This window comes from Streptomyces sp. NPDC031466 (assembly GCF_055581265.1).
Window position 1 is genome coordinate 16969 of the sequence record NZ_JBVIJT010000009.1, and the last position, 26741, is coordinate 43709.

The 26741-nt window shown below is 72.6% G+C and carries 21 protein-coding genes; 13 read left to right on the forward strand and 8 right to left on the reverse strand.

Going from position 1 to position 26741, the window contains the following annotated elements; genetic code table 11:
• Positions 1–21: 21 nt before the first annotated feature.
• Positions 22–1161, reverse strand: coding sequence for an acyl-CoA dehydrogenase (locus ACZ5GP_RS22640; protein WP_468752566.1), 1140 nt, complete (start codon positions 1159–1161; stop codon positions 22–24).
• 31 nt (positions 1162–1192) lie between these two features.
• The gene (locus tag ACZ5GP_RS22645) at positions 1193–2833 is read right to left on the reverse strand and encodes an aldehyde dehydrogenase family protein (RefSeq protein WP_468752567.1); all 1641 of its coding nucleotides are present in this window, start codon (positions 2831–2833) and stop codon (positions 1193–1195) included.
• Positions 2834–3072: 239 nt separating this feature from the next.
• Between ACZ5GP_RS22645 and ACZ5GP_RS22650 the strand changes: the two genes are divergently transcribed.
• The 10 genes from ACZ5GP_RS22650 to ACZ5GP_RS22695 all read left to right on the forward strand — a co-directional run bounded on the left by ACZ5GP_RS22650 (position 3073) and on the right by ACZ5GP_RS22695 (position 18933).
• Positions 3073–3408, forward strand: a complete 336-nt coding sequence (locus ACZ5GP_RS22650; RefSeq protein WP_468752568.1) for an acyl carrier protein — start codon at positions 3073–3075, stop codon at positions 3406–3408.
• 33 nt (positions 3409–3441) lie between these two features.
• Complete coding sequence (locus ACZ5GP_RS22655) at positions 3442–9153, forward strand: type I polyketide synthase (RefSeq protein WP_468752569.1); 5712 nt, start codon at positions 3442–3444, stop codon at positions 9151–9153.
• A 45-nt stretch (positions 9154–9198) separates the two neighbouring features.
• The gene (locus ACZ5GP_RS22660; RefSeq protein WP_468752570.1) at positions 9199–10902 is read left to right on the forward strand and encodes a fatty acid--CoA ligase; all 1704 of its coding nucleotides are present in this window, start codon (positions 9199–9201) and stop codon (positions 10900–10902) included.
• Between the two features lie 97 nt (positions 10903–10999).
• Positions 11000–12013: an LLM class flavin-dependent oxidoreductase gene (locus ACZ5GP_RS22665; protein WP_468752571.1), complete on the forward strand. Its 1014-nt coding sequence runs from the start codon at positions 11000–11002 to the stop codon at positions 12011–12013.
• 38 nt (positions 12014–12051) lie between these two features.
• Positions 12052–12819: a thioesterase II family protein gene (locus ACZ5GP_RS22670; protein WP_468752864.1), complete on the forward strand. Its 768-nt coding sequence runs from the start codon at positions 12052–12054 to the stop codon at positions 12817–12819.
• Positions 12820–12841: 22 nt separating this feature from the next.
• A complete protein-coding gene (locus ACZ5GP_RS22675) occupies positions 12842–14320 on the forward strand; it encodes an MFS transporter (protein WP_468752572.1) in 1479 nt (492 codons plus the stop codon).
• 247 nt (positions 14321–14567) lie between these two features.
• Positions 14568–15779: a cytochrome P450 gene (locus tag ACZ5GP_RS22680; protein ID WP_468752573.1), complete on the forward strand. Its 1212-nt coding sequence runs from the start codon at positions 14568–14570 to the stop codon at positions 15777–15779.
• A gap of 96 nt (positions 15780–15875) precedes the next feature.
• Positions 15876–16835 carry a diacylglycerol/lipid kinase family protein gene (locus tag ACZ5GP_RS22685; RefSeq protein WP_468752574.1) on the forward strand — a complete coding sequence of 320 codons (960 nt, stop codon included), beginning with the start codon at positions 15876–15878 and terminating at the stop codon, positions 16833–16835.
• Positions 16836–16905: 70 nt separating this feature from the next.
• Complete coding sequence (locus tag ACZ5GP_RS22690) at positions 16906–17274, forward strand: nuclear transport factor 2 family protein (RefSeq protein ID WP_468752575.1); 369 nt, start codon at positions 16906–16908, stop codon at positions 17272–17274.
• Between the two features lie 105 nt (positions 17275–17379).
• Positions 17380–18933 carry an MmgE/PrpD family protein gene (locus ACZ5GP_RS22695; RefSeq protein ID WP_468752576.1) on the forward strand — a complete coding sequence of 518 codons (1554 nt, stop codon included), beginning with the start codon at positions 17380–17382 and terminating at the stop codon, positions 18931–18933.
• A gap of 48 nt (positions 18934–18981) precedes the next feature.
• Here ACZ5GP_RS22695 and ACZ5GP_RS22700 read toward each other — a convergent pair whose 3' ends face one another.
• Positions 18982–19635, reverse strand: a complete 654-nt coding sequence (locus tag ACZ5GP_RS22700) for a ScbR family autoregulator-binding transcription factor (protein ID WP_468752577.1) — start codon at positions 19633–19635, stop codon at positions 18982–18984.
• A gap of 241 nt (positions 19636–19876) precedes the next feature.
• Between ACZ5GP_RS22700 and ACZ5GP_RS22705 the strand changes: the two genes are divergently transcribed.
• Positions 19877–20893 carry a ScbA/BarX family gamma-butyrolactone biosynthesis protein gene (locus tag ACZ5GP_RS22705; RefSeq protein WP_468752578.1) on the forward strand — a complete coding sequence of 339 codons (1017 nt, stop codon included), beginning with the start codon at positions 19877–19879 and terminating at the stop codon, positions 20891–20893.
• Here ACZ5GP_RS22705 and ACZ5GP_RS22710 read toward each other — a convergent pair.
• On the reverse strand, positions 20870–21472 hold the full coding sequence (locus tag ACZ5GP_RS22710; RefSeq protein WP_468752579.1) for a TetR family transcriptional regulator: 603 nt from the start codon (positions 21470–21472) through the stop codon (positions 20870–20872). The genes ACZ5GP_RS22705 and ACZ5GP_RS22710 overlap by 24 nt on opposite strands.
• Before the next feature lie 93 nt (positions 21473–21565).
• Here ACZ5GP_RS22710 and ACZ5GP_RS22715 point away from each other — a divergent pair, with 93 nt between their 5' ends.
• Together ACZ5GP_RS22715 and ACZ5GP_RS22720 are read left to right on the forward strand one after the other, a co-directional pair.
• Positions 21566–22795, forward strand: coding sequence for an acyl-CoA dehydrogenase family protein (locus ACZ5GP_RS22715; protein WP_468752580.1), 1230 nt, complete (start codon positions 21566–21568; stop codon positions 22793–22795).
• Complete coding sequence (locus ACZ5GP_RS22720; RefSeq protein ID WP_468752581.1) at positions 22782–23414, forward strand: HAD family hydrolase; 633 nt, start codon at positions 22782–22784, stop codon at positions 23412–23414. Before ACZ5GP_RS22715 ends, ACZ5GP_RS22720 begins: the two co-directional genes overlap by 14 nt.
• Positions 23415–23437: 23 nt before the next feature.
• On the opposite strand, the gene ACZ5GP_RS22725 is transcribed toward ACZ5GP_RS22720, so the two are convergent.
• From ACZ5GP_RS22725 to ACZ5GP_RS22740, 4 genes are all read right to left on the reverse strand, one after another.
• A complete protein-coding gene (locus ACZ5GP_RS22725; protein WP_468752582.1) occupies positions 23438–23701 on the reverse strand; it encodes a hypothetical protein in 264 nt (87 codons plus the stop codon).
• Entirely contained in the window at positions 23698–24138 is a 441-nt protein-coding gene (locus ACZ5GP_RS22730) for a hypothetical protein (RefSeq protein WP_468752583.1), read from the reverse strand. The genes ACZ5GP_RS22725 and ACZ5GP_RS22730 overlap by 4 nt, the downstream gene beginning before the upstream one ends.
• Positions 24139–24232: 94 nt before the next feature.
• Positions 24233–25444 carry a helix-turn-helix domain-containing protein gene (locus tag ACZ5GP_RS22735; protein ID WP_468752584.1) on the reverse strand — a complete coding sequence of 404 codons (1212 nt, stop codon included), beginning with the start codon at positions 25442–25444 and terminating at the stop codon, positions 24233–24235.
• A gap of 100 nt (positions 25445–25544) precedes the next feature.
• The gene (locus ACZ5GP_RS22740; protein WP_468752585.1) at positions 25545–26687 is read right to left on the reverse strand and encodes a threonine synthase; all 1143 of its coding nucleotides are present in this window, start codon (positions 26685–26687) and stop codon (positions 25545–25547) included.
• Positions 26688–26741 lie beyond the last annotated feature (54 nt).

Consider the following 26741-nt stretch of genomic DNA (forward strand, 5'->3'; position numbering starts at 1 on the left):
CGGTGCGGTCAAGGGCTGCGGTCAGGCGAGGACCAGCGGGCCCCCGTCGAAGTAGCGCAGGAGCGGCTCGGCGGCGGCGCCCCGGCCGGGCGGGTGGAAGGCGATCGCGGCGGACGCGGCCGCCGCGAGGGCGTGCTCGGAGGAGCGGATGAAGTCCAGCCCGCCGAGGAGTTCCAGGGAGTGCGAGGTGATGCGGGGCAGCGCGTTCTGCACCGCGTAGCGGGCGACGAGCACCCGGGCCACCGACGCCTCGTCGCCCGGCTCGGGGCCGATCGCGCGGGCCACGCCTTCGAGCAGCGAGAGGGCGGCCTCCAGTTCGACCGCGAGGGCGGCCCGCTCCTGGATGCTGCCGCGCTCGCGCTCCTGGACCTGCTCGACCAGGGCGGCGGCGCTGCCCAGGTAGCCGGCGGTGATGAGCATCTCGAACCAGACGAAGCCGGCCGTCTGGAGGTCGTCCAGGCGGCGCGGGTCCTCGGCCCCGGCGCGCACGACCATGTCCTTCGGTACGAAGACGTCCTCCAGACGCACCTCGTCGCTCTCCGCGGCGGCGAGCAGGTCGTTGCCCCAGAAGGGGTGCACGGACAGGCCGGGCGCGTCGGAGGGCACCAGGGCCAGCGCCAGTTCGGGGTCGCCCTCCAGGCCGTGGATGGCGATGCTCGCGGTGAGCAGGCTCATCGAACGGGAGAGGCTGCACGGCTTCTTGGAGCCCGAGAGCAGGTAGCCGCCCTCCACCGGGCGGGCGGTCACCGCGGGGGTGAGGATGTTCTGCTCGGTGCGGCCCTCGGCCCAGCCGGAGGCCATCACCTGCTGGTCGGGGACGACCCGGCGCAGCAGATCGGTCTGCGCGTCGGTGAGCCGGCCCTTCTCGACGGCCAGCGAGTAGAGCATGGCGACGGTGAAGTGGTGCATGGACACCGCCGCGACGAGCGAGGGCGACAGGGCGCCGAGCGCGAGCTGGGTGTGCAGCGCGTCCAGCGGGCCGGCGCCGTGGCCGCCGAACTTCTCCGGTATCAGCAGGCCGACCCCGCCGTGGATGCGGAAGAGGTCGATGATCGGACTGCCGGGCTTCTCCCGTTCGGCGTAGGGGAGTTGCTCCAGTTCCTTGAGCAGGCCGGGGTGGTAGCGCTCGCAGACGGCCCGAGCGGCATCGAGGGTACGCACGTGACAACCTCCGAAGGAGAGGGGATGGGGTTCAGTCGTCGAAGGCGCCGAAGACCGCCTGGTAGGGGCTGACGTCGCGCGCGATGCTGACGCCCTGCACGTGCGAGGTCTTGAGCATGGGGTAGTTGGCCTCGCCGAAGGCGCCGCCGGTACGGCCGGTGCCGCCGTGGCTCGGCAGGTACGGCAGGAAGCCGATGTGGGAGTCGTTGACCTTCAGCAGGCCGCCGTTGACGACGCGGCGCACGAAGGTGTCGATGACGTGGTCGGAGCGCGACCACAGGGAGTTGCGCAGCCCGTACTCGTTGGAGTTGACGAACCGGAGGAAGTCCTCCAGGAGGGCGTCGTCGTTGTCCGCCTCCGGCACGATGACCGGGATCAGCGGGAAGAACGTCTCCTCGCGCACCACGTCGTAGGTGCGGGCGCGGTCCAGGCCGTCCACACGCACGACGGTGGGCTGGAGGAAGACGCCGGTCTCCGAGGGGGTGCCGTCCAGTTCCGTGCGGTTGCCGCCGGTGACCAGCTCGGCGCCGTTGTCCAGGGCCTGGCGCAGCAGCCGGAAGAAGCGCTCGCTGCGGCGCACCGGGGAGAGCAGGACGTCCTCGTCCTCGGGGAAGCCCGGCTTGACCGTCTTGACCTGTTCCTTCACCTCGGCGATGAGGGCGTCGGCGACCGCGGGGTGCACCAGGATGTAGTTGGGCACCATGCAGATCTGGCCGGAGCCGAAGAACGACTCGGTGATGGCCTCGGCCGCCCACTTCACGTCGGCGTCCTTCCAGACCACGATGCCGTCGTTGCCGGCGAGCTCCAGGATCGGCTTCTTGCCGTTGGCCACGCAGGCCTGCTCGAAGCGCAGGCCCTCCTGGCTGCCGCCGATGTAGAAGATGTCGTTGATCAGCGGGTCGGTGACCCACCGGTCCATGGTCTGCTTCGGGTTGCTGCACACCGCGTTCAGGACACCGGGAGGCGCGTCGAACTCCTCCAGGATCGGCGCGACGATGTCCCGCAGCAGCCACATGGTGGACAGCGCGATGCTGCGCGGTGCCCGCACCACGACGGCGTTGCCGGCCATCAGGGCGAGCACGGAGAGCGCGGCGCTGGGCAGCGGGGCGTTCTGCGGCGGGTTGAAGGCCACCACGCCGTCGGGCTGGCGCTGCAGGATGAGCTTGCGCCCGCCGTACTCCTTCTCGACGCGCATCTGCTTCGTGTACCAGCGAAGGCTGCCGGGGGCGTAGATCTGCAGCAGGCAGCTCAGCTCCCAGCGGGCCAGCTTCACCGGGTGCGACTCCGCGACCAGCATGTCCAGGAACTCGTCCTGGTGTTTGATGAGTTCCTCGCGGAACCGGGTGCCGAGGCGCATCCGCCGCTCCTGCGGGACGGCCGCCCAGTCCGGCGCCGCCGCGGCCGCGGCCTGCGTGGCCAGGTCGATGGCGGAGTCGTCGGCGATCGCGCAACGGCCCACCACGTACGGGTGATTGGCCGCCTCGGATTCGGGGTCCTGTTCCAGCGTGCGTTTGAGGCTCACGCTGGTGAAGACGTCTTCGAGCAGGGAGCGCCCGCTGACGGTGTAGACCCACCCGTCACCCGCGACGTCCTTGCCCGCGATGTAGAGGTCATAGCTCTTGAGTGCGGAGTGTGCCGGAGCACTTTTCTCCTGTATGGCGCCGCGCAGCATTATCAGCCTTTCGGGGTGGGGGTTCTCCGAGTGGAATCCGATCTGATCAGCTCTTGTTTCGAAGCATCTCGATCGTGGCAGCCCGATCTGACCCGGCGCTGACGCCGTACTGATCGCTGTTTTGCGCACCGATTGAGCCAACCCCGCGAGCAGAACCAAAAAGAGGGACTGAGTACGGGGTCCCGGTGGTACGCGCGCGACGTCAGTGAGGCGTCAGCCTTCATTGCTTTCATGGCTCCATGTCTCCCGAACACATGACACTTCAGCAATTCAGGGAACTCCCCCGGCCAGAACTGACCGAGGAATTGGAGCGGCTGCTCGTCGGCCAGTTCAGGGCAACTCTGCTCATGGACGAGACCGAGGACCTGCCCCTCGACATCAGCTACTTCGACCTCGGCCTCACCTCGCTGAAGCTGACCGAGATGAGGCGGACCCTGGAAGGGATCCTCGACCTCTCCATCAACGCGAACGTGCTCTTCAACGAGCCCACGGTCGGCCGGCTCCTCGACTACCTCGTCGACGCCGTGTCCGACCCGACCCATGCGATGGCCGGCGCGATACCCAGCACCAACTGATCCACCAGGGCCCTGGACAGAAGGAGACGCTCAATGCCGCACGAGGAATCAGAGAACCATCAGGTGTCCGACCGGGCGCCCGAACCGATCGCGATCGTCGGCGTCGGCCTGCGATTCCCCGGCGGCAGTAATTCGCTCGACGAATTCGATGCCTTCCTGCGTGACGGGCGCTCGGGCATCGGCCCCATTCCGGGCGACCGGTGGGACGTCGAGGCATTCACCCCGCAGAGCCCGGACGACAAGGGCAAGATTCACACGACGTCCGGTGGATTCCTCGACCGCATCGACCGCTTCGACGCCGCCTTCTTCAACATCTCCCCGAAGGAGGCGCAGTACATGGACCCCCAGCAGCGCATGCTGCTGGAGACCGCCTGGCAGGCCCTGGAGCACGCCAACATCGACCCGGCCCCGCTGCGCCGCGGCAACGGCGGCGTCTACATCGGCGCCAGCTCCATCGACTACGCCCTCGAACTGGACTCCCTGCCCTACGAGGAACTGGACGGCCTGCTCGCCTCCGGCATCACCATGTTCCCGCTCTCGGGACGCCTGTCGTACTTCCTCGGCTGGCGCGGCCCGAGCATGAGCATCGACACCGCCTGCTCCTCGTCCCTGGCCGCCCTGCACGTCGCCGTCCAGGGGCTGCGCGCCGGCGAGACCGACATCGCGCTGTGCGGCGGCGTCAACGCCCTGCACCACCCCCGCATCCCCGTGATGTTCTCCAACGCGCAGATGCTCTCCCCCGACGGGCAGTGCAAGACCTTCGACGAGTCGGCCGACGGGTACGCCCGCGCCGAGGGCTGCGGCATCCTCGTGCTGAAGCGCCTGTCCGACGCCACCCGCGACGGCGACACCGTCCTCGCCCTGGTCAAGGGCACCGCCGTCGGCCAGGACGGCGACAGCGCCGGCCTGACCGTGCCCAACGGCCCCGCGCAGGAGAAGGTGATCCGCTCCGCGCTCGCCGCCGCCGCGCTCGCCCCCAGGGACATCCAGTACGTGGAGGCGCACGGCACCGGCACCCCGCTGGGCGACCCCATCGAGTTCGGCGCCATCGGCGACACCTTCGCCGACTCGCACACCAAGAGCGACCCGCTGCTCGTCGGCTCCGTGAAGACCAACCTCGGCCACATGGAGCCCGCCTCGGGCATCGTCGGCGTCATCAAGGCGGTGCTCCAGCTCAGATCCGCCACGATCTACCCGCACCTCAACCTCGACACGCCCTCCGGCCGCATCCCCTGGGACCTGTACCCGGTGCGGGTGCCCACCGCGTGCGAGCCGTGGAAGGCGCCGGTGCGGCGCGCGGTCGTCAACAGCTTCGGCTTCGCGGGGACGATCGGCGCGGTCGTCCTGGAGCAGTCGCCCGCCGTCACCGCACCGGACGAGGAGCCCGCCGAGGCCCCCGCCACGCCCATGTTCACGCTCTCCGCCAAGACCGCCGCCGCCCTGCGCGAGCAGGTGGAGAACTACCGCGGGCTGCTCGCCGCCGACCCCGCCGTCAAGGTCGATGCGCTCTGCTACACCGGCAACGTCGCGCGCACCCACCACCCCTACCGTCTCGCGGGCCCGGTCACCGACCGCGCCGCGCTCACCAAGCTCCTGGACAAGGCCGCCGACCGCGACCACGAGGGCCCGGCCGGCATCCGCAAGGTCGCGTTCATGTTCAGCGGGCAGGGCTCGCAGTACGCGGGCATGGGCGCCGCGCTCTACGAGCGCTTCCCCGTCTTCCGCGACCACGTCGACACCTGCGACCGGCTCTTCGCGGCCCACCTGGACCGCTCGGTGCGGGACCTCGTCGTCGGCGGCGCCGAGGACCCCGAGGCCATCGACCGCACCGAGTTCACCCAGCCCGCCCTGTTCACCCTGGAATACGCGCTCGCCCAGCTGTGGATGTCCTGGGGCGTGCGCCCGAACGTGCTGATCGGGCACAGCATCGGCGAGGCCGCGGCCGCCGCGGTGGCGGGCCTGTTCAGCCTCCCCGACGCCGTCACGCTCGTCGCCGCCCGCGCCCGGCTCATGCAGGCGGTGCGCGCCGAGGGCGGCATGGCGGCCGTCGCCGCCCCCGCCGAGGACGTGCTGCCGCTCCTCGCACCCCACCCCGACCTGGCGCTCGCCGCCTCCAACGCCCCCGACCAGTGCGTGATCTCGGGCGGTTCCGAGGCGCTCGCCGAGGTCACCGGGCAGCTGGCCGCACAAGGGGTGCGCGTCGACCGGCTGGCGGTCTCGCACGCCTTCCACTCGCCGCTCATGGCCGAGGTCTACGACGACTTCCGCGCCGCCCTGGAGACGATCACCTTCCACGAGCCGGCCATCAGCCTCATCTCCAACGTCACCGGCAAGCTCGCCCGGTTCGCCGAGATCGGCACCCCCGAGTACTGGGTGCGGCACATCGGGGAGCCGGTGCAGTTCCTGGCCGGCATCCGCGCGGTGGCCCGCCGCGGCCGGCACGCCCTGGTCGAGATCGGCCCCTCCACCGCGCTGACCGCCCTCGCCCAGCGCTCCCTGCCCGTCGCCGACCACCTGTGGCTGGCCAGCCTGCGCCGGCGCGACCGGGGTGGCGACACCACGCTGCGGGCCCTCGCGGAGTACTACACCGCGGGCCTGCCCGTCTACTGGGACGGCTACCACGAAGGGCGCGCCGTCCCCGCGAAGATCTCCCTGCCCACGTACGCCTTCCAGCGCAAGCGCTACTGGCTGCCCCAGGTCACCCCGCGCAGGAGCGGCACGCAGGGCGCCGCGGCCCACCACCCGCTGCTCGGCACCGAGTCCCCGCGCGACGGGTCGCTGCGGGAGTTCACGGCCGAGTTCACCGTGGAGGAGCTGGGCGCGCTCGCCGACTTCGCCGACGGCGACCGCACGACGCTGCCCGCCGGCGCCTACGTCGACCTGCTGCTCGCGCTCCAGGACGCCGTCCACGGCCACACCCGCGCCGCCCTCCGGGAGCTGCGGCTGCCGACACCGCTCACCCTGAAGGCCGAGACGCCCCTGACCCTGACCACCCGGCTGCGGCCGCGCCCGGACGGCGGCGCCGACGTGACGGTCCTGACCGTCACCGACCCCGCCGGCGGCGAGGACAGCGTCGAACTGGTGCACGCCACCGCCGTGCTCGGCGCCGCGCAGGACGACGACCAGGACGAGCCGCGGCTCGCCGGTCTCGTCCTTGGCCCCGCCGTCCTGGAGAGCGACACCGAGGACCTCTACACCGACCTCGCCTCGGTGGGCCGCCCGCACGGCCCGCGCACCCGCGCCCTGGTGAGCGCGGCCCGCCACGAGGGAGGCGGCCACTCCGCGCGGCTGACCTGCCGCGGCACCACCGCCGTCGAGCAGATGCCCGCCGAGCTGGTCGAGGCCGCCGTACAGGCCGCCGTCGCCCTCGACCCCGAGGGCCCGGTGTTCCTGCCCCGCGAGATCGCCTCCGTACGGCACTTCAAGAAGCCCCGCGGCGAGCGCTTGGACGTCGTCGCCCGCGTCACCACCGAGCAGGACCGGCGCCTGGCCGACATCCTCGTCGTGGAGGACGGCAGGCCCGTCCTGGAACTGACCGGCGTCACCCTCGCCCGCCCCGAAGGCGCCGCGGGCAAGCGGCAGTTCCTGCACCGCCCGGAGTGGGTGCGCCGCGCCCTGCCCGCCCTCGCCGCAGGCACCGCCCCCCGGCACGTCCTGCTCCTCGGCGGCCCCGACGACATCGGCGCCCCGGACGGTGACGGCCCCCGGGTCACGCGGGTCCCGGACACCGCCGCGCTGAAGAGCGCCCTGGAGGACACCTCCGTCACGGACGTCTGCTGGAACTGGCGGCGGCTGCCCGGCACCATGTCGGCCGAGCTGATGCGCGCCGAGTGCGAGCACAACTACCGCGACCTGCTGGGCCTGCTGACCGTCCTCGACGCGGCCGCGCAGCAGCGGCCGCCCCGGCTGTGGCTGGTCACCGAGGGCGCCCAGCGGCTGCCCGGCGACCGGCCGGGCGACGGCGCGCACCTGGCCGCCGCCACCCTGTGGGGCTTCGGCCGGGTGCTGCTCACCGAGTCCCCGCAGTACCGCGCGACGCTGGTCGACATCGAGCCCGGCACCGGCCTGTCGGCGCTGCTCGACGAGTGCCGCGCCGAGGCCCCCGGCGAGTACCAGGTCGCCCTGCGCGCCGGCCACCGCCACGTGCGCAGGCTGCTGCCGGGCGACACCACCCGCACCTGGCCCGGCGGCTTCGCCCTGCGCACCCCCGGCTCCGGTGACCTCTCCGACCTGACCCTCGCACCCGTCGAGGACCGCGCCCCCGCCGCCGGCGAGGTCCAGGTGCGGGTCGCCTCGGTCGCCCTGACCGCCGCCGACGCCCGCACGGCGCTGGACGGCGAGCAGGTGGACGGCTCGGGTCCCGTCCTCGGCTCACTGGCCGCGGGGACGGTCGTCGCCGCGGGCGCCGAGGCTGCGTTCACCGCGGGCGACGAGGTCTACGTCCGTCATGACGGCGCCCTGCGCGCCACGCTCACCGTCCCCGCCACCGAGGTGGCCCTGGCCCCCGGCGCGGCCCGCGGCGGGAGCCGGGGCGGGGCCACGGCCTTCCGCCTGGAGGAGATCGGCGAGGCGCTGCGCACCGCGGCCGCCGGCACCCACGAGGTGTGGGTGGAGGTGCCCGGCGGCCCGGAGAGCGAGCCCGCCGCGGCACGCGTCCGCCCCGACCGCACCTATCTCGTCACCGGCGGTCTCGGCGGCCTCGGCCTGGTCACCGCCCGCAAGCTGGTCGCGCTCGGCGCCCGGCACCTGACGCTGGTCAGCCGCGGCGGACGGGCCACCGAGGAGGCGGCGCCGGTGCTCGCCGAACTGTCCGAGCGGGCGCGGGTCGACATCGTGCGCGCCGATGTGAGCAGCGCCGACGACGTGCGCGAACTGGCCGCGCGGCTCGCGGCGGGGCCGCACCCGGTCGGCGGCGTGGTGCACGCGGCCGGCTCCTTCGACAAAAAGCTCATCGCCGAGCTGACCTGGGAGTCCATCGACGCCCAGCTCGCCCCGAAGGCGTACGGCGGCTGGCTGTTGCACGAGGCCGCCGAGGAGTTCTTCCCGGAGCTGGACTTCTTCGTGGCGTACTCCTCGATCGCCTCCGTCCTCGGCGGCGCCACCCAGGGCCACTACGCCGCCGCCAGCGCCGGGCTCGACGCCCTCGCCGAGTGGCGCGGCCTGCGGGGCCTGCCCGGCCTCTCCGTCAACTGGGGCGCCTGGGCCCGGGTCGGCATGTCGGCCCGGCTGGACGAGCAGCTCGCCCAGGAGATCGACCGCAGCGGCGTCCGCTTCTTCTCGCCGACCCGGGCGCTGGACACCCTCGCCCGGCTCTGGCAGCGGCCCGGCAGCCGCCGGGTGGTCGGCGAGTTCGACTGGGCGCGCTATGTCGGGGGCGGCGGCGTGGACGACGCGTTCTACGACCGGCTCGCCCGGCAGGAGCAGGGCGGCGCGGACGGCACCGGGATCGACCTGACCGCGCTCGCCGCCCTGCCGAAGCCCGAACGCGAGGCCCTGATCGGCGCGGCCGTGCGCGAGAAGGTCACCGCCGCGCTGCACATGGACGCGGACGACGACCTGGACCCGAACGCGGAGTTCGTCTCGCTCGGCCTGGACTCGCTGATGGCGCAGACCGTCAAGAGCGGCCTGGAGACGCAGTTCCGACTGCCGCTGCCCGCCTCGCTCACCTTCGACCACCCGACGGTCCGCAGGCTCACCGAGTTCCTCGACGGACGCCTGGCCCCGGCCACCCAGCAGCACCCCTGACCGGGACCGACCGCCAGCCACCCCCCATCACGGCATCCATTCCTCATGACACCCACCGATGTCCCATGCAGCGGGGAGACCACTGTGGAAAACCACACCGCCACCAACTGGACGCTGACCCGTACCTCCCGGGCCCACGCCGGGAGCCGGGCCGAGCACGCGGCGATCATCTGCGAAGGCCGCACCACCACGTACGGGAAGCTGCACCGGGACAGCAACCGCGCGGCCCACGCCCTGCGCGACGCGGGCATCGGGACGGGTGACCGCGTCGCCTACCTGGGCCGCGAGTCGGAGAACTACTACCTCACGATCCTCGCCTGCGCGAAGGCCGGCGCCGTCCTCGTCCCGGTCAACTGGCGCCTCACCCAGGGCGAGGTGGACCACATCCTGCGCGACTCGGGCGCCGTGCTCCTCTTCGTCGACGACGAGTTCTGGGAGACCGCCGACCGCGTCAAGCCGCAGCTGCCGGGGCTGCGTACGGTCGTGCGGGTCGACGGCACCGACAGCGAGGGCGAGCCGGCGCGCGGCACCGGGCTGCCCGCCTGGTACGCCAACCACCCCACCACCGACCTGGAGCCGGGCACCGGACCCGACGACGCGGTGGTGCAGATCTACACCAGCGGCACCACCGGCCTGCCCAAAGGCGCGGTCCTCGCCCACCGCAGCTTCTTCACGCTGCCCGCCGCGATGCGCGAGCACGGCGCCAACTGGCTCGACTGGCTGCCGGACGACGTCAGCCTGATCTCCCTGCCGGGCTTCGGCATCGCCGGCATCGGCTGGTTCATGCACACCTTCAACGTCGGTGCCACCAGCGTGATCATGCCGCAGTTCATCCCGCAGGAGGCGGTGCGGCTCATCCGGGAGCACGGGGTCACCATCACCTTCGCGGCGCCCGCCATGCTCCAGATGATGATGGCCGAACGCGGCGCGGGCCCGGCCGCGTTCGCCTCGATGCGCAAGATCGCCTACGGGGCGGCGCCGATGTCCGAGCCGCTGCTCGAACGCTGCCTGGCGGTGTTCGGCTGCGAGTTCGCGCAGATATACGCCAGCACCGAGACCGGCAGCGTCGCGGTCTGCCTGCCCCCCGAGGCGCACCGCCCCGGCACCCAGCTCCTGAAGTCGGTCGGCAGGCCCTGCCCCGGCAACGAGGTGAAGGTCATCGGCCCCGACGGCGAGAGCCTGCCGCCCGGCGAGACCGGCCAGATATGCATCCGCACCCCCTCCCGCATGCTCGGCTACTGGAACCTCCCCGAGGCCACCGAGCGCACGATCGTGGGGGAGTGGCTGCACATGGGCGACGCCGGCTACCTCGACGAGGACGGCTATGTGTACCTGCGCGACCGCATGAACGACACGATCATCGTGGCCGGGCAGAACATCTACCCCGCCGAGGTCGAGAAAGCGCTCGCCGCCCACCCGGCCGTCTCCGACGCCGCCGTCGTCGGACTGCCCGACCCGCACTGGGGCGAGGCGGTGCACGCCGTCGTCGTCCTGCGGCCCGGCGCCACCGTCAGACCCCGCGAACTGCTCGTCGCGCTGCGCGCACACCTCGCCGACTACAAGATCCCGAGCGCCTTCCACTTCGCCGACGACCTGCCGCGCAACCCGTCGGGCAAGATCCTGCGCCGCGCCGTGCGGGAGCGGCTGAGTGCCGAGGCGCCGCCGGCGACCGAACGCCTGAGCCTGCCCGTCCAGCGCCGCTCCTCGGCGCAGCAGGCGTCGCTGCCGCCGCAGCGCCAGCACGCCTGACGCACGGGACGCACGCCGAAGACGTACAGCCCCCGGACGCACCCACCGGACGCACGGACCAGACGCACCAGCGGACCCCCACGAAACGGAGTACCCCATGCAGTCATCAGCCGGGCCCCTGCGCATCGGCATCCTGCTGCCCACCCGGGAGCAGGCCATCAACGGCACCTACGCCGCCGCCCCGCTGCTCGACTTCGCCCGGCAGGCCGAGGCGCTCGGCTTCGACTCGCTGTGGGCGGGCGACTCGCTGACCGCCCGGCCGCGCCTGGACCCGCTGGTGGTGCTCTCCGCGGCCGCCGCCGCCACCAAGCGCATCACGGTCGGCACGGCCGCGCTCACCCCCGCCCTGCGCCACCCGCTCATCGGCGCCAACATGATCGCGAGCCTGGACCACGTGGCCGCCGACCGGCTGGTGCTCGGGCTGGGCTCCGGTTTCCCGATGCCCGAGACCGAGGAGGAGTTCGCCTCGGTCGGGGCGTCCTTCGCCGGACGGGTGGGGCGGCTGGACGAGATCACCGCGCTGTGGCGCACCGCCTGGCGCTCCGGCGAGGAGGGCGCCCCTTCCGACTTCGACGGCAGGTTCTGGCAGGCCGAACGCCTGGAGCGGCTGCCCAAGCCGGCCTCGCCCGGCGGCCCGCCGCTCTGGCTGGCCGGCAGCGACACCCCCAAGGTGCTCGCCCGGGTCGCCGAGAAGTACGACGGCTGGCTGCCGTTCCTGCCCGACGCCGAGGCGTACGGCAGGGCCCGCGCCCGGATCGCCGAACTCGCCGAGGCGGCGGGCCGGGCCCCGGACGCGGTGACGCCCGCGCTCTACGCGACGGTCACCGTCAACCGTGACGAGGCGGCGGCCAAGGCCGAGCTGGAGCACTACATCGAGCACTACTACGGGCGCTCCCTGGAGCAGATGTCGGCCATCCAGGCCTATGGCTGGGGAAGCGCCGAGAGCTGCGCCGAGTGGCTCGGCGCCTATGTGCGCGCCGGCGCCCGCCACCTCGTCATCCGGGTCGGCTCGCTCGACCCGGAGCCGCAGCTGAAGGAGATCGCCGAGGTGCTGCTGCCCGCGGTACGCGCCATCGGGGAGACCACGAACGTTGGGAGAACACAGTCGTGACCAGTGCCACCGCCACCGCCACCGCCCTGGGCCAGGAGATGTCCGCCGCGGGCGAGTGGTTCCACCCCGCCGAGCCGTCGCAGGACGCCTCCGTACGGCTGTTCATGCTGCCGCACGCGGGCAGCGGCGCCATCATCTACCGCGACTGGGAGCGGCTGCTGCCCGCGGACATCGCCCCGCAGGCGGTGACCCTGCCCGGTCGCCACAACCGCCGCGAAGAGATGAGTTACGAGGAGTGGGAGCCGCTGCTCGACGCGCTCCACGAGGCCGTCCTGGACGACCTGGACGAGCGGCCCTTCGCGTTCTTCGGGCACTGCCTGGGCGCGCAGCTGGCGTTCCGGCTCACCATCCGCATGGAGGCCGAGAGCGGCCCCTCGCCGCTGCTGGTCGGCATGTCCGGCTGGTCGCCCGAGGGCTTCTTCCAGCCGACGGAGGAGCAGAGCCGGATGCCGGACCCCGAACTCGTTGAGTGGATCAAGAAGTTGGGGTCGTTCCCCGCCGCGGTCTACGACAACCCGGAGATGCTCGCCCTCGTCGTCCCCGCGCTCCGCGCCGACCTGCGGGTCGCCGCCCAGTACGTCGACGACGGCGCGGGCACCAGCTGCCCGCTGGTCTCCTACGGCGGCGCGTCCGACCCGCTGATGGAGCGGCCGGACGCCATGACGCACTGGGCCGACCGCAGCCCGCGCTACCTGGGCCACAGCGAGTACCCGGGCGGCCACTTCTACATCGACAGCCACGCAGAGGCCGTCACCACGCACTTCGCCCAGCGGCTCCAGCGGCTCGTCGCCGCCTCGGCGCGCTGATCCCTAGTCAGGAAGGTCGGTCATGACCACCGAAGCGGAAATCACGGGCGCGCAGGCCCCACCCCTCGCGCCAGAGGCAGCGCCGCCGGGCGAGGCCACGGCGGCCAAGCCCTCCTATGGGGCGCTCCTGGTCGTCCTGGCCGGCCTCTTCGTCACGAACCTCGACTTCTTCATCGTCAACGTGGCGATCCCCTCGCTCCAGGCGAACATGCACGCCACGGCGGCGGACATCCAGCTCATCGCCGTCACGTTCACCATCGGCCTGTCCGCGCTGCTGATCACCGGCGGCCGGCTGGGCGACATCTACGGAAGGCGCCGGGTCTACTCGGTCGGCGTGGCGGTCTTCACCCTCGCCTCGTTCGCCTGCGGCATCGCCCAGAACATGGCGGAGCTGATCGTCGCCCGCGGCGTCCAGGGCGCCGCCGCCGCCCTGGTCATCCCGCAGGTGCTCGGCATCCTGACGACCACCTACGCGGGCAAGCACCGGGCCGTCGCGTTCAACGCGTACGGCATCGCGCTCGGCGCGGCGGCCGTCTTCGGGCAGCTGATCGGCGGTCTGCTCATCAAGGCCGACGTGTTCGGTTGGGACTGGCGGACCATCTTCCTGATCAACGTGCCGATCGGCGTACTCGTCCTCGTCCTCACCCCGAAGCTGGTGCCGGAGTCGAAGTCCGAGGGCCGTACCGGGATCGACCTGGTCGGTGTCCTGCTGGTCACGGCCGGACTCACCGCGGTCGTGCTGCCGCTGGTCATCGGCCGCGAGGAGGGCTGGCCGGCCTGGACGTGGCTGTGCATGGCGGCGGCCGTACCGCTGCTGGCCGCGTTCTGGGTCAGCCAGCGCAGGCTCGCGGCGGGCGCCAAGTCGCCGCTGGTCAACCCGTCCCTGTTCCGGGACCGCGCGTTCACCGTCGGGTCCGTCACCATCCTCGTGTACTTCTCGGTGATGGCGTCCTTCTTCCTGGTCCTCGCGCTCTACCTCCAGCAGGGGCGCGGCACCTCGGCGCTGGAGTCGGGTCTGCTCTTCGTGCCGCTGGGCCTCGGGTTCTTCGTGGCCTCGGCGATGGCGCCCAAGTTCGCCGCCAAGCTGGGGCGGCAGGCGCTCGCGCTGGGCGCGCTGGTCGTGGCCGCGGGTGACATCGCCTTCGCGCAGACGGCCGCCCAGCTCGGCACCACGGGCTCGGTCGGCTGGTGCGTGCCGGCGATGGTGGTCTGCGGCTTCGGCATGGGCCTCGTCGTCGCCCCGCTCACCTCGCTGGTCCTCGAAGGCGTGGCGCCCGGGCATGCGGCGGCCGCCTCCGGGGTGTTCTCCACCGGGCAGGAGATGGGCAACGCCCTGGGCATCGCGGTGATCGGCGTGATCTTCTTCGACCAGGTGGGCGAACACCCCTCGGCGCAGGGCTACACCGACGGGTTCGGGCTCAGCCTGTACGCCCAGGCCGGCGTCTGCGTCCTGGTCGCGGTCCTGGTGCAGTTCCTTCCGCGCAAGGCCGAAAAGGTCTGACCGCGCGCCCGGAAACGGGCGGTACCCACGGCGGGTGCCCCGGAGCTTCTGGCTCCGGGGCACCCGCCGTTCGCATGCCCGCGACCGGCCGCCGATACGTGTTACAGGCATGTTTCCCGTGCAGGTCAGAGGCGGTGTACACGGACGTCGCCAAGGCCCCGGGAGGGTCAGTCCAACGTCAGGGGAGCATCAGGGGTTTCGGCCAACATGACGGAAAGGAATCAGCCACAACCCAGGGGGGGAATTCATGGCGGTCACACCTGTCATATCCGAGGTCCACGAGCGTATCGCCACCTGGCCCATGCCGCGTACCTGCCCGTATGCGCCGCCGGACGCCTACGCCGAACTCCGTAGGGGCGCACCCGTCAAGGTGCGGATCAGGACAGGAGAGGCCTGGCTGGTCACGCGCTACGCGGACGTTCGCGCCATTTTGGCCGACACGCGTTTCAGCTCGGACGACACGCTGCCCGGCTTCCCCGTACGTATACAACTGCCGCCCGCGCCCCGGGTGATGTCGTTCACGCGCATGGACGGCCCGGAGCACGGACGGCTGCGCCGCATGGCGATGACGGAGTTCACCGCCCGCCGCACCCGGGCCCTGCGGCCCTCCGTGGAGCTGCTGGTGGAGCGCCTCGTCGACGAGCTGGAGCGGGGGCCGCGCCCGGTCGACCTGGTGGCGCGCTTCTCCGTACGGCTGCCCTCCCTGGTGATCGCCCGCATGCTGGGCGTCCCGGAGGCCGACGAGTGCGACTTCACCGAGTTGAGCCAGGCCGTGCTCTCCCAGGACGCCACCCCCGAGGAGATCTACGCGGCCTTCGTGGAGATGACGGGCTACCTGGACGAACTGATCCGGCGCAAGGGCCGCGAGCCGCAGGAGGACCTGCTCAGCCGCCTCGCCACGCAGTACGTCGCGACGGGCGAGCTGTCCCACGACGACCTGGTGGCCATGGCGCGGCTCTTCCTCGTGGCCGGCCACGAGACGACGGCCCACCAGCTCAGCCTCAGCGTGCTGAGCCTGCTGCGCGAGCCGGCGCAGCTGGAGCAGCTGCGCGGCGACCCGTCGCGGTTCGCCCCGGCCGTCGAGGAGCTGCTGCGCTACTGGTCCATCACCCAGGACAACCAGGTCCGCGTCGCCGTCGCCGACGCGGAGATCGGCGGCGCGCACATCGCGGCGGGCGACGGCGTGATCCTCGCCTACCCCGGCGCCAACCACGACGAGACGGTCTTCCCGGGCGGCGACCGCCTCGACCTGACGCGCGACGCGAGCCGGCACATCGCCTTCGGCCACGGCCCGCACCTGTGCCCGGGCGCCTCCCTGGCCCGTATGGAGCTGGAGGTCGCCCTGCGGGCCCTGGTGGGCCGCTTCCCCGGCCTGCGCGTCGCGGACGTGCCCGGCGCGGTCTCCTTCCGCGAGAACACCATCAACTACGGGCTGAACTCCCTGCTCGTGACCTGGTAGGACCACCCGGCCGACGTCAGGCGGACGTCAGATCCGTGTCAGCGCCCGGTGAAAGAGTCGTTCGCAGGTGCTACCAGATCAAGGAGTACGCCCGTCATGGCCGACAGCAGCGACGCCGCGGGCCCCACCAGGGCCCTGGTCATAGCCAACCCCGCATCCGGCAGCCACAGCCCCGAACTGGTGCGTGACGTCGAGGAACTGTGCTCCGCCCACCTGTCCCACACCGAACGGCACCTCACCACCGCCCCCGGGGACGCGACCGCCTTCGTGCGCCGCGCCCTGGAGCGGACCGAGGGGGCGCCGGACCTCGTCGTGGCCATCGGAGGCGACGGCACGGTCCGCGAGGTGGTGCAGGGCCTCGCCGGATCCGCCGGGCGCGCCGCGCTCATGGTGGTGCCCGGCGGCACCGGGAACTCCGGGTACAAGATGCTCTGGGGCGAGCAGCCCTGGACCGAGTCCCTGAAGGCGGTCTTCGCCGACTCCGGGCCGGGCGGCAGCGCCCGGCTGCGCCACCTGGACCTGGCGCGGCTCGCCGAGACCGGCAACTGCGTCTGCCTGGGTGCCTGCACCGGGGTGATCGCCGACGCGCTGATCACCGCGAAGGGCATCGCGCTCAGCGGCCGCGAGCTGTACGCCCGCGCGTTCGCCGAGACGGCCGAGGCCTACGTCCCCTACCCGGGCCGGGTCGTGGTGGACGGGAAGGTGGTCCACGAGGGCCCGACCGTCCTCGCCAACGTCGGGGGCGGCCGCTACCGCGGCGGCCGGTTCCTGGTCCTGCCCGACTCGGTGCTCGACGACGGACTGCTCGACGTCTGTGTCATCGGTGACGGCGTCGCCGCCTCCGAGGTGCCCGGACTGACCCTGGAGGCGGCGCACATGGCGCATCCGGCGACCGTGTACGCACGCGGCCGCACGATCACCGTCGAGCGCACCGACGGCGGACGGCTGCCTCTGGAGCACGACGGCGAGTACCAGCACGGGATCGGCGCCTCGGCCACCTTCGAGGTGCTCCCCGGAGCGCTCGCCGCCTGGGCGTCGGCGCAGGACGACCTCTGACCGAACGCCCGGCCCCCTTTTCCTCAAGTCCCTTACCGACCTGACTGCTTTCTCTCTCCAAGGAGTCCTCATGAGCGACCTCAGCAACACCGTCACCCGCTACCTGGCCATCTGGAACGAGGCGGACGCCGACAAGCGCGCCGCGGCGATCGCCGAGCTGTTCACGGCGGACGCCCCGTACATCGACCCGATGGCGGCCGTCGAGGGCCACGAGGGCATCGGCGCGGTCATCGCCGGCGCCCGTGACCAGTTCAAGGGCCTCGGCTTCGAGCTGATCGGCACCGTCGACACCCACCACAACCTCGCCCGCTTCCAGTGGGGCCTGGTGACCGAGCCCGGCGCCGAGCCGATCGCCATCGGCTTCGACGTCGCGGTCACCGCCGAGGACGGCCGCATCAAGGGCGTCTACGGCTTCCTCGACAAGGTCCCCGCGGCCTGATCACCCCCGCGGCGGCGGTACGTCATCGGCGTACCGCCGCCGCGGCACTCACCGGCCCGGCGGCCCCGCCGTCCGGGCCCGCACAGGAAAGGCACGGTGCGTCACATGTCGGCAGTCCTCGCCGAACGGGTGGCCCGGACACTGTGCGAGGAGTGGGAGCGGCCCCGGCCCTCGGCGGCCCGCGCCGCCACGGACACCCCGCTGCGCGAACTCTCCCGGTGGGCCGCGCGACTGCGCCCCCAGGACGTGCCCTGCCGGGTCCTGAAGCTCGCCGCGAGCCAGGTCCTGTCGCAGGTCGCCTCCATCAGGGCGGGCCTCGCCCATCCGCTGGGCCGCAAGCTCGTGGCCGCGTTCGGCCATCCCATGCAGCGCGATCCGCGTGCCGCGGCGGGCGTCTTCGCCGCCCTCGGCTCCTGGCTCAACCTCGACGACACCGCGTACGCCGGTCATCTGTCCAACTCGACCGTCGCGGTGCCCCTCGCCTTCGCCTACGCCCGCAAGCTCGACGGGCTCTCCCTGCTGACCGCCGTCGTCGCGGCCAACGAGTGCGCGGCCCGCATCACCGCCTCCGCGACCCTCGGTCCGCTGCGCGGGCAGAGCGCCGTGCACACCCACCTGGCGGGCGCGGTCGCCGGCCGGCTGCACTGCGACCGGGCCCCCGCCTCGCAGTGGGAGGACGCCTTCGGCCTGGCCTTCGCCATGCCCAACTGGCCGCTGATGCGCGCCTTCCTGGCCAGCGACGCCCGGCTGTTCAACACCTTCACGCCCGTACGCACCGCCATGGACGCCTGTGACGCGGCCGCCGCCGGGCTGCGCGGCGCCCCCGACATCATCGAGCACCAGGACGGCTTCCTGGCCCGCTTCGCCACCGTGCCGCTGCCCCAGGCCGTCGCCAAGGGGCTGGGCAGCCGCTGGCACACCGACACCCTGTCGTTCAAGATGCACCCGGGCGGCCCCGGCATCGACGCCGCCGTGGACTGCGCGATGGAGATACACCGGGAGCTGGGTGCCCTACGCCCGCAGGACGTGGCGGAGATCGTCGTGGAGGCGTCGCTGTACACGCTGTTCGCGGGGGAGCGCGCCGCCCAGTACGTCAACGGGCCGGCGTCCCCGCTCGGCGCCCTCGTCCTCGACGTGCCCTATCCGGTCGCCACCACGCTGCTGACCGGGGAGTTCTCGGTGGACGACTTCTCCTCGCCGCGGCTGGACGACCCCGACCGCTGGGCGCTGGCCCGCCGGGTGCGCCTGGAGCACGACACCGAGATGACCCGCGAACTCTTCCTGTCGGACGCCCCGTTCGGCGAGGCGGTGCGCGAGGCTGGCCCGCTGGCCGCCCCGTGGCTGCGCGGCTTCGGCGGTGACGCGCTGGTGGACCTCATCGGGGACCTGGGCGCCGCGGGCGCGGACTTCTCCCGCTCGACGAAGGCCACCGGGGCCCGGGTCACCGTACGGCTGACCGATGGGCGCACGGTCACGCGCGGCCGTCTCATCCCGGTCGGCGCGGCCGGTCCCGACACGCGGGTGCGGCACTCGGAGATGGTGCGCGAGAAGTTCCTGGCCGTCGGCGGCTCCACGCAAGTGGCGGACACGGTCGGCGCGTTGCACCGGATGCGGCCGCGCGGGGTGCGCCGCTGGATCGAGGCGGCCTTCCTGGACTGACCGCCGGGCCGTGAGCGCACGGAAGCCGTACGCTCGTCGGCACACGGGTCAGGACGCCACCCGGTGGGTGGTCAGGAAGACATCGATGATCTCCTGCACCCGGTCGACGACGTCCTGGCGGTTGGCCTGCACCCAGGAGATGTGCTGGGCGCCGAAGAGCGCGGCCCGCAGCACCCGGGCCAGCGCGGCCGGATCGGCGGTCTCCAGCGTCCCCGCCTTGTCGCAGTTCTCCAGGAGTTCGGTCAGCAGGTCGGTGAAGCCCACGTAGGGGACCGGCATGTCGCCCTTGATGTAGGGGCGTTCGATCTGGAGCCGGGAGCCGGCCTTGATGTAGTCGTCGTCACGGAAGCCGCCGGCCACCGCCATCAGGACGTCCATCACCGTCTGGGGCGAGGACGGGTCGCCGTCCAGGACGGGGGCGATGATCTCGTTCAGCCGCCGGTAGAACTCGTCCGCCACGGAGACGGCGATGGCCTCCTTGTTGGCGAAGTGGAAGTACACGGCCCCCTTGGTCAGCTCCGCCTTGTCGGCGACGTCCTTGATGGTGACGGCGGGGAAGCCGGTGTCGGCGAAGACCGAGGCCGCCGCGTCGAGGATCGTCCTGCGGGTGTGGATGGCCCGCTCCTGCTTGAGGTGCGAGGTGTCGTCGGAGAGGGAGCCGGCCGGGAGGGGCGACAGCGGTGCCTTGCGTTGTTTGCTCATGGGCTTCCATATCGTGCTGAGTCGATCGGATCGGACAACTGCTGGGTACGCAGGGGTGGTTGATGATGACCGCACGTGGTGACAACCCTTGAAATATACCTTCCCGCAGGTATATTAATTCCCGCGCAGCAAGGCTTCACACGTCTGTTCTCTGGCAAGAGTTCGTCCTGATTTGGGGGAAGCGTTGTCTCGGATGTCGGTCGTGCTCATGGATGATTCCAGAAACGGGGAGGCCTCATCAATGGATCCCACGGTCCCTGGCCTCACCTTTCTCAGACCCGTCCCGCGCGAGCTGGTGCACCGCAGCTCGATCGCGGAGGTCTTCGTCACGGACGGCTGTCGCGTAAGCGACAGCCGTTTTTCTGTCGCGGCCCAGTGGCCGCGCGACCACGCGCTCTACCACCCTGACGGGCAGGGCTACAGCGATCCGATGCTGTTCGCCGAGACCATCCGCCAGGCCCTGCTCTACGTGGCCCACGAGTACTGCGAGGTCCCGCTGGGGCACCGCTTCGTCGGCCGCGACCTGTCCTTCGACATCACCGACCCGGCCGCCCTGCGGATCGTCGGCGTCCCCGTCCCGGTGGTCCTCGACGTGGTGTGGACCTGGGAGGAGGGGCGCCCCCGGGGGGCCAGGATCGACGTACGGCTGCTGGTCGACGGCGTGCAGTGCGGCAGCGGCACCCTGCGGGTCTTCGTGCTGGACGACAGGCGGTACGGGCTGCTGCGCCGCATGGCGTGGGGCGGCGACACCCCGCCCGTCCACGTCGCGCGCAGCACCTCGGCCACCCCGCTCGTGCCGCCGCGCCGCGTGGGCCGGCTGCGCTGGAAGGACTGCGTCCTGGAGCGCTGCTGGCCGGACGGGGACTGGCAGCTGCGCCTCGACCGCGACCACGCGGTGCTCTTCGACCACCCCACCGACCATGTGCCGCTGATGGTCCTGATGGAGGGCTTCCGGCAGCTGGGCCACCTCTGTGTGCACGAACAGGTCGAGGAGCCCGACCAGGTGTTCGCGCTGGTCGGCTCGCAGGTGGAGTGCGCGGCCTTCGCCGAGCTGGACGCGCCGATCCGGCTCGTCGTCGAGCAGAGCGTGCCGGGCGCCGGGGCGACGGACCCCTTCCGGCTGCGGGTCGCGGCCCTGCAGGGGGACACCCTGCTGGCGCGCACCGACATGATGTGGGCGGGCATGGGGCCCTGCCCCGCCCCGCCGGCGGTGGGCCGCTGGCCCGAGCCGGCCTCACTGACAGGCTTTGCGCCGTAGGGCCTGGGCCAGGACGTTCCACATGGCGGCCACCCGGCCGCCCGACTCCGGCCGGTCCCCGGCGGAGCCCATCCAGAACACACCGAAGAAAGCGGCCACGAGCAGGTCGGCCACGGCCTTGGCGGACGCCGAGGCCTCCCAGCGACCCTCCTGCTGCACCTCGCCCACCAGTCGGCGCACGACGAAGTGCGTCTCCTCCAGCAAGGCGGCGGTGACCCCTGACGCCTGAGCGGTCTCCAGGGTCAGTCTCAGCGCGGCACGGGCACGGACATCGCCCTGGAAGAGCTCCCCCAGGGTGAGCATGAGGGTACGCAGTCGGTCGAACGCCGGGCCGGTGGCGGCCCTCGCCTCACCCAGGGGGAGTTCGACCGCGGTGGACAGGTGGGTGGAGAGCACGGCGGCCAGCTCCTCCTTGTTGGAGAAGTGGCCGTAGAGGGCGCCCTTGGTCAGGCCGATCTGATCGGCGATCTTCTGCAAGTTGGTGTTCGCGTACCCGTATCGCGCGAACTCGTAGGCGGCGGCGTCCAGGACGGCGTCGTATGTGCGCAAGGCCCGTGCTTGCTTCGGCAAGGTGCACACCTCCTTCACTGGGATCGAGTGGCGAGGGGACCGGCGGCCATAAAGATACGTTCAAGAACGAATTCTAATCGGTGCGAGAGGTGTATGCCACAGATGTTTCCGTCACAGAGTTCACCAGCAGGACATCAGCGGCCCGGCAGCCTCGCGCTGCCCCCGGCCGCCGTCGCGAGCGCCGCCAGGTCCGCGGCCGTCCACACCCACCACGCCGACCGGGAGCACCGGTTGCACGAGGAGACCGCGGGGCTGCTGACCCGCGCCGGCTTCGCCCGGCACTTCGTGCCCCGCGCCTGGGGCGGCACGGAAGGCACCTTCGACGCGCTCCTCGACGCGGCCGCCACGGTCGGCGCGGGCTGCGCCTCGGCCGCGTGGTGCGGCGCCCTGTGGGCCGCGCACGGCAGATTCGCCGCCTACCTGCCCCCCGACGGCCAGCGCGACCTCTGGGCCGACTCGCCCGACACGCGGATCACCGCGGTGATGAGCGCCTCGGGCGAGGCCAGGCCCACCCGGGACGGCTGGCTGCTGAGCGGCAGCTGGGCCTACGCGAGCGGCGTGGACTACGCGGACTGGCTGCTGCTCACCTCCACCGAACCGACCGAAGCCGGTGAACCGGGCGGCCACTGCCGGGTGTTCGCCCTCCCGCGCACCCAGGCGACCGTCCTGGACACCTGGCGGCCCGACGGCATGCGCGGCACCGGCAGCCAGACCGTCGTCGTCGAGTCCGTCCCCGTGCCCCGGCACCGCTCCTTCCTGATGGCCGACCTGACCGCCGGTACGCCGGGCCCCGGGCGTGCCCGGTGCCACACCGTCCCCGCGCAGCTCGGCGGCGGCCTCCTGTTCTGCGGCCCCGCGCTGGGCGCCGCGCGCCACGCCCTTGAGGAGTGGTCGCGGTGGGCGGCGCGCGTCGCGCTGACCCTGCCCGAGGCCGGCGCGCTGCGGCTGCACCGGGTCCTCGCCCTCTCGGCGGACGAGATCGAGGCCGCGGGCCTGCTGCTGCGGGACGCCGCCCAGCGCGCCGACGCCGCCACCTGGACCGAGCGGGACGTCGCCCGCAACCGGCGTGTCGCGGCCTCCGTCGTCGGACTGCTCGCCCGCGCGGTGGAGCGGCTGCACCGCACCGGCGTCCCCTCGGGCCCGACGGCCCCGGCCGCGGTCGAGCGGTGCCGCCGCGACGTGCGCACCGTGGCGGGCCACCGGATGCTGCGCCGGGAGCAGGCGGCGGTCGACTACGCGCGCAGCGTCTTCTCCGAACTGTCCGAGGAACTCACCGAAGTCACCGCCACCGCGCGGGACCTGGCGCCGGAGGTACCCCATGCCGAGGTCTGAACGCCCCCGTCTGGTCTTCTCCGACGTCGACGAGACGCTGATCACCTGCAAGAGCCTCTTCGACTTCCACGCCTACTACGCGACGGGCCGGTACGGCGCCGAGGGCGCCCTGCGCGCCGCCCGGCTCCGCGAGGACCTCCTCGCGAGATCGGCGGCGGGCCTGCCGAGGGCACAGGCCAACCGCGCCTACTACCAGGCCTGGCGGGGCGAGCCCGTGGCGGCGGTCGAGGAGTGGGCCCGCCGCTGGTTCGCCGAGCGCAGCGCCGCCGAGGGCTTCTACGTGCGCCGCGTCGTCGCCGAGCTGCGGCGGCACCGCGCCGAGGGCGCCACCATCGCCCTGGTCTCCGGCTCGTTCCGGCCCCTCCTGGAACCCCTCGCCGAGGCGGTCGGCGCCGAACACGTCTTGTGCGCGCGCCAGGAGCGGTGCGGCCGCGTCTACACCGGCGCCCTCCTCGGCGCCCCGGTCATCGGCGACGAGAAACGCCGCCTGGTGCGCGAACTGCTCTCCCGGCACGCGCACATCGACCCGGCCGACTGCTACGGCTACGGCGACGACGTCTCGGACCTGCCGATGCTCTCCGAGGTGGGACACGCGGTGCTGGTCGCACCGCACCGCTGACAGCCCTTCCCGGCGTGTCCGGCTCACACGGCGCGGTCGGTGATCCGATCCCGGCCGTGTGACTGGACGCGCACCATGTGGTCGAGTTCCGCGACACAGGCACCGCACGCGTAGAGGTCGCCCGTCGCGCCGGGCGTACGGACGGAACCGACCCACAACACGCGCACGCCCTGGCGCCGGCAGTACAGCCAACAGGTGCCGGTCACCCACCGGTTGCCGTCGTCCGTGCGCGCGACGAGCGGCCACGCGTCCCGCCACGGCCGCGCGGTGGCCGGCGCGAACGTCACGCCGTACCCCGCTCGCGGCGCGGCGCGCCCTTGACGTGCAGAAAGCCCCCGGCCCGCTCGATCTCGCGCGCCACCTCGTCGTACTCCTGGGGAACCGACGAGATCATCGACCGCCACGCCGTGAGCACCGCCCCGGCGTCGCCGCTGCGCACCCGCTCGACGGCCCGCTCCAGCCCGTCGCGCCCGTGCGGCGGCAGCAGCCCCACGCGTTCCTCGATGACCTCCGTGATGTGCCAGCCGAACATCCCGGCGTACTCCGCGCACTCCTGACGCGACGTCGTGATGTCCGTCGTGGGCGCGCCGCACAGATAGATCACGCACCGGAACCGCTCTATCCCCGCCGCCGCGTCCGCCAGTGCCTGACGCCGTCTCAACTCGCCTTCCGGCCGCCGGGCCTTGGGCCGTCCTCGTCCCTGTGCGTTCTCGGTGCTGACCATGCGCCCATCGTGCCGGTTCGCTCACGCAGGGTGAAGAGATGGGGAGTAGGACGGAACGAGGTCGTCCGGCCCGCGCTCGTACGTTTCGTAGGGCCTACGTGATCAGGGGTACGCCGATGAGTTCGCTGATGCTGCGTACGCGGGCCGTGGAGACCTTGGCGAGGCGCTTGCCGATGACGCCGGGCAGCGCCTGGTGCTTGACCCACTCCGGGGCGTCGAGTCCCACCTCGATGAGCGTGTCGGCGGCCTGGTCGTAGAGCCCCGCGGCGCACTGCGCGAGCGCGACGTCCAGCTTGTAGCGGTTGCGGGCCACCTTCGACATGGACTCGGGGAGCTTCTTCATGTCGGGGTGGCTCGCCAGCTTGAGGGCGCGTCCATAGTTCCTCAGGGCGACGTGGATGCCGACGGCCTCCGTCCTCGCCGCCGTCGGGCCGAAGCTGGTGCCGTACAGCTTCTCGTCCCGGCCGAGCCTCGCCGCGGCGGCGTGCGCCTGGGAGAGGTAGTCGTCGGCCGCGCTCTCGTCCTCGCGCCGCGACGCCGCCACGGCCGCGGAGATCATCAGCCGCCCGTACGCGAGCAGTTGCGGGCGGGAGCCGTTGCTGAAGGACGGCTCGATCGCCAGTGCCGCCCGCTCGGCCACGGCCACGGCGCGGGGCAACTTCGCGCCGCGCAGGTAGATCCAGGACAGCGTCGATTCGAGCAGCGCCGTCATCACCGGGTCGTCGACGCCCTTCGCCAGGGACTTCGCGGACGTGAGCGCGCTCAACGCGAGGTCGCGCCGCCCGAACCCGTTGGAGCACGAGGCGGCCACTCGATAGGTGCTCGCCAGGATCGTCCCCAGCTGCTCGCGCTCCCGGCCGGTGGCGCCGGCGTACCGGACCTGTCCCTCCATCAGGACCTTCGCGGCGTAGCCGCTCACCGCCGCCGTGTCACTCGCCCAGTACGCCGCCCAAGCCCGGTCGCGGGCCTCGCCCAGCTTATCGACGGTGCTCGGGTCGTCAATGCCTTCCCACTCGCCGAGGGCGCTGTCGTGCACGGCCTCGGACAGCTGGCCCAGGGCGGCACGGTCGCCCTGGGCCATCCCCCGGCGGGGCGCCTGCTGCCCCAGGATGACGGAGACGTCCGTATTGAGCGCGTGCGCCAGCTTCAGCAGGGAGCCGACCGACAGTTCCCCCCGCCCCTGCTCGGCCTTCTGCACCAACGCGAGGGACAGCCCCGCCGCTTCGGCGAGCCCCTGCTGGGTCAGGTCGGAGCCCCGCAGATGCTTGAGGCGCTTACCGGTCGTCAGGTCTGCCCAGTTGCTCACGGTCACCCCAGTGGGTCGGCTCAGGCGTCGGTACTCCGATGGTAGGGCCCGCCGCCCCGGACCGGCGTCGTTCGGCGGCGCGCCCACCCCGTACCCGGCGTCAGGCGACCGCCGCGTCCGCGAGCCCCGTCCGCGCTCCCGCGCCGCACAGCGGGACCACCGCCGACCGCTCGCCGAGCGCCCCTTCCCGGACGGCGGCCCAGCAGGCGACGCCGGTCGGTTCGACGTACAGGCCGCGTGCGGCCAGATCCCGCTGGGCGGCGGCCACCTGCTCCTCCGTCACGGTGAAGAAGGCGCCGCCCGAATCGCGTACGGCCCGCAGGATCTGCCGCGCCCGGGGCGGGCGGGGGATCGCGATGCCCTCCGCCGCGGTGGGCGCCGCCGGCGTCTCGCCCACCAGGTCGTCGGCGCCGGCCCGCCAGGCCGTGGCGAGCGGGGCGACCGCCGCCGACTGCACCGCGTACAGCGCCGGAGCCTTCGCGATGAGTCCCGCCGCGTGCAGTTCCCGCACCGCGAGCGCGGCGCCGAGCAGCAGGGTGCCGTTGCCGACGGGCACCACGAGGGCGTCGGGCAGCCGGCCGCCGAGGTCCTCCCACAGCTCGTGGACGTAGGTCTTGGTGCCCTGGAGGAAGTAGGGGTTGTGGACGTGCGAGGCGTAGAACGTGCCGGGCAGGTCGGCGGCGGCCCGGGCCGCGCGGGCCGCCGCCTCCCGGTCGCCGTCGACCACTTCGAGCCGCGCCCCGTGTGCGCCGATCTGCTCCAGCTTCTTGGCCGACGTGCCGGCGGGCACGTACACGGTGCAGGGCAGCCCGGCCCGCGCGCAGTACGCGGCGACGGCCGTGCCCGCGTTGCCGCTGCTGTCGGCGATGACGAGGTCGGGGCCGAGGCGAAGCGCGAGGGCGGCGAGCACGACCGCGCCCCGGTCCTTGAAGGAGAGCGTCGGCATCAGGAAGTCCACCTTGGCCCGCACGCCGCCGGTCAGCTCCACCAAGGGCGTACGGCCCTCGCCGAGGGAGATCGCGGGCACGGGCAGCGGCAGGCACTCGGCGTACCGCCACAGCGAGTTGACGCGGCCGGTCAGGGACGTGAGCGGCGCCGGGGTGGGGGAGAAGTCCAGGTCGAGGGGGCCGCGGCAGAGCGGACAGGCCCATTCGAGCGAGCCGGCGGGGACGCGGGCCCCGTCGACGGGGCAGAAGCAGTCGGGCAGCGCGGACGCGGGGCCCACACGGTTCATGACGGTCATGCGCGAAGGCTAGGGCGTACCCGCGCCACCACCACGTCGGGCCGACCACCCGCA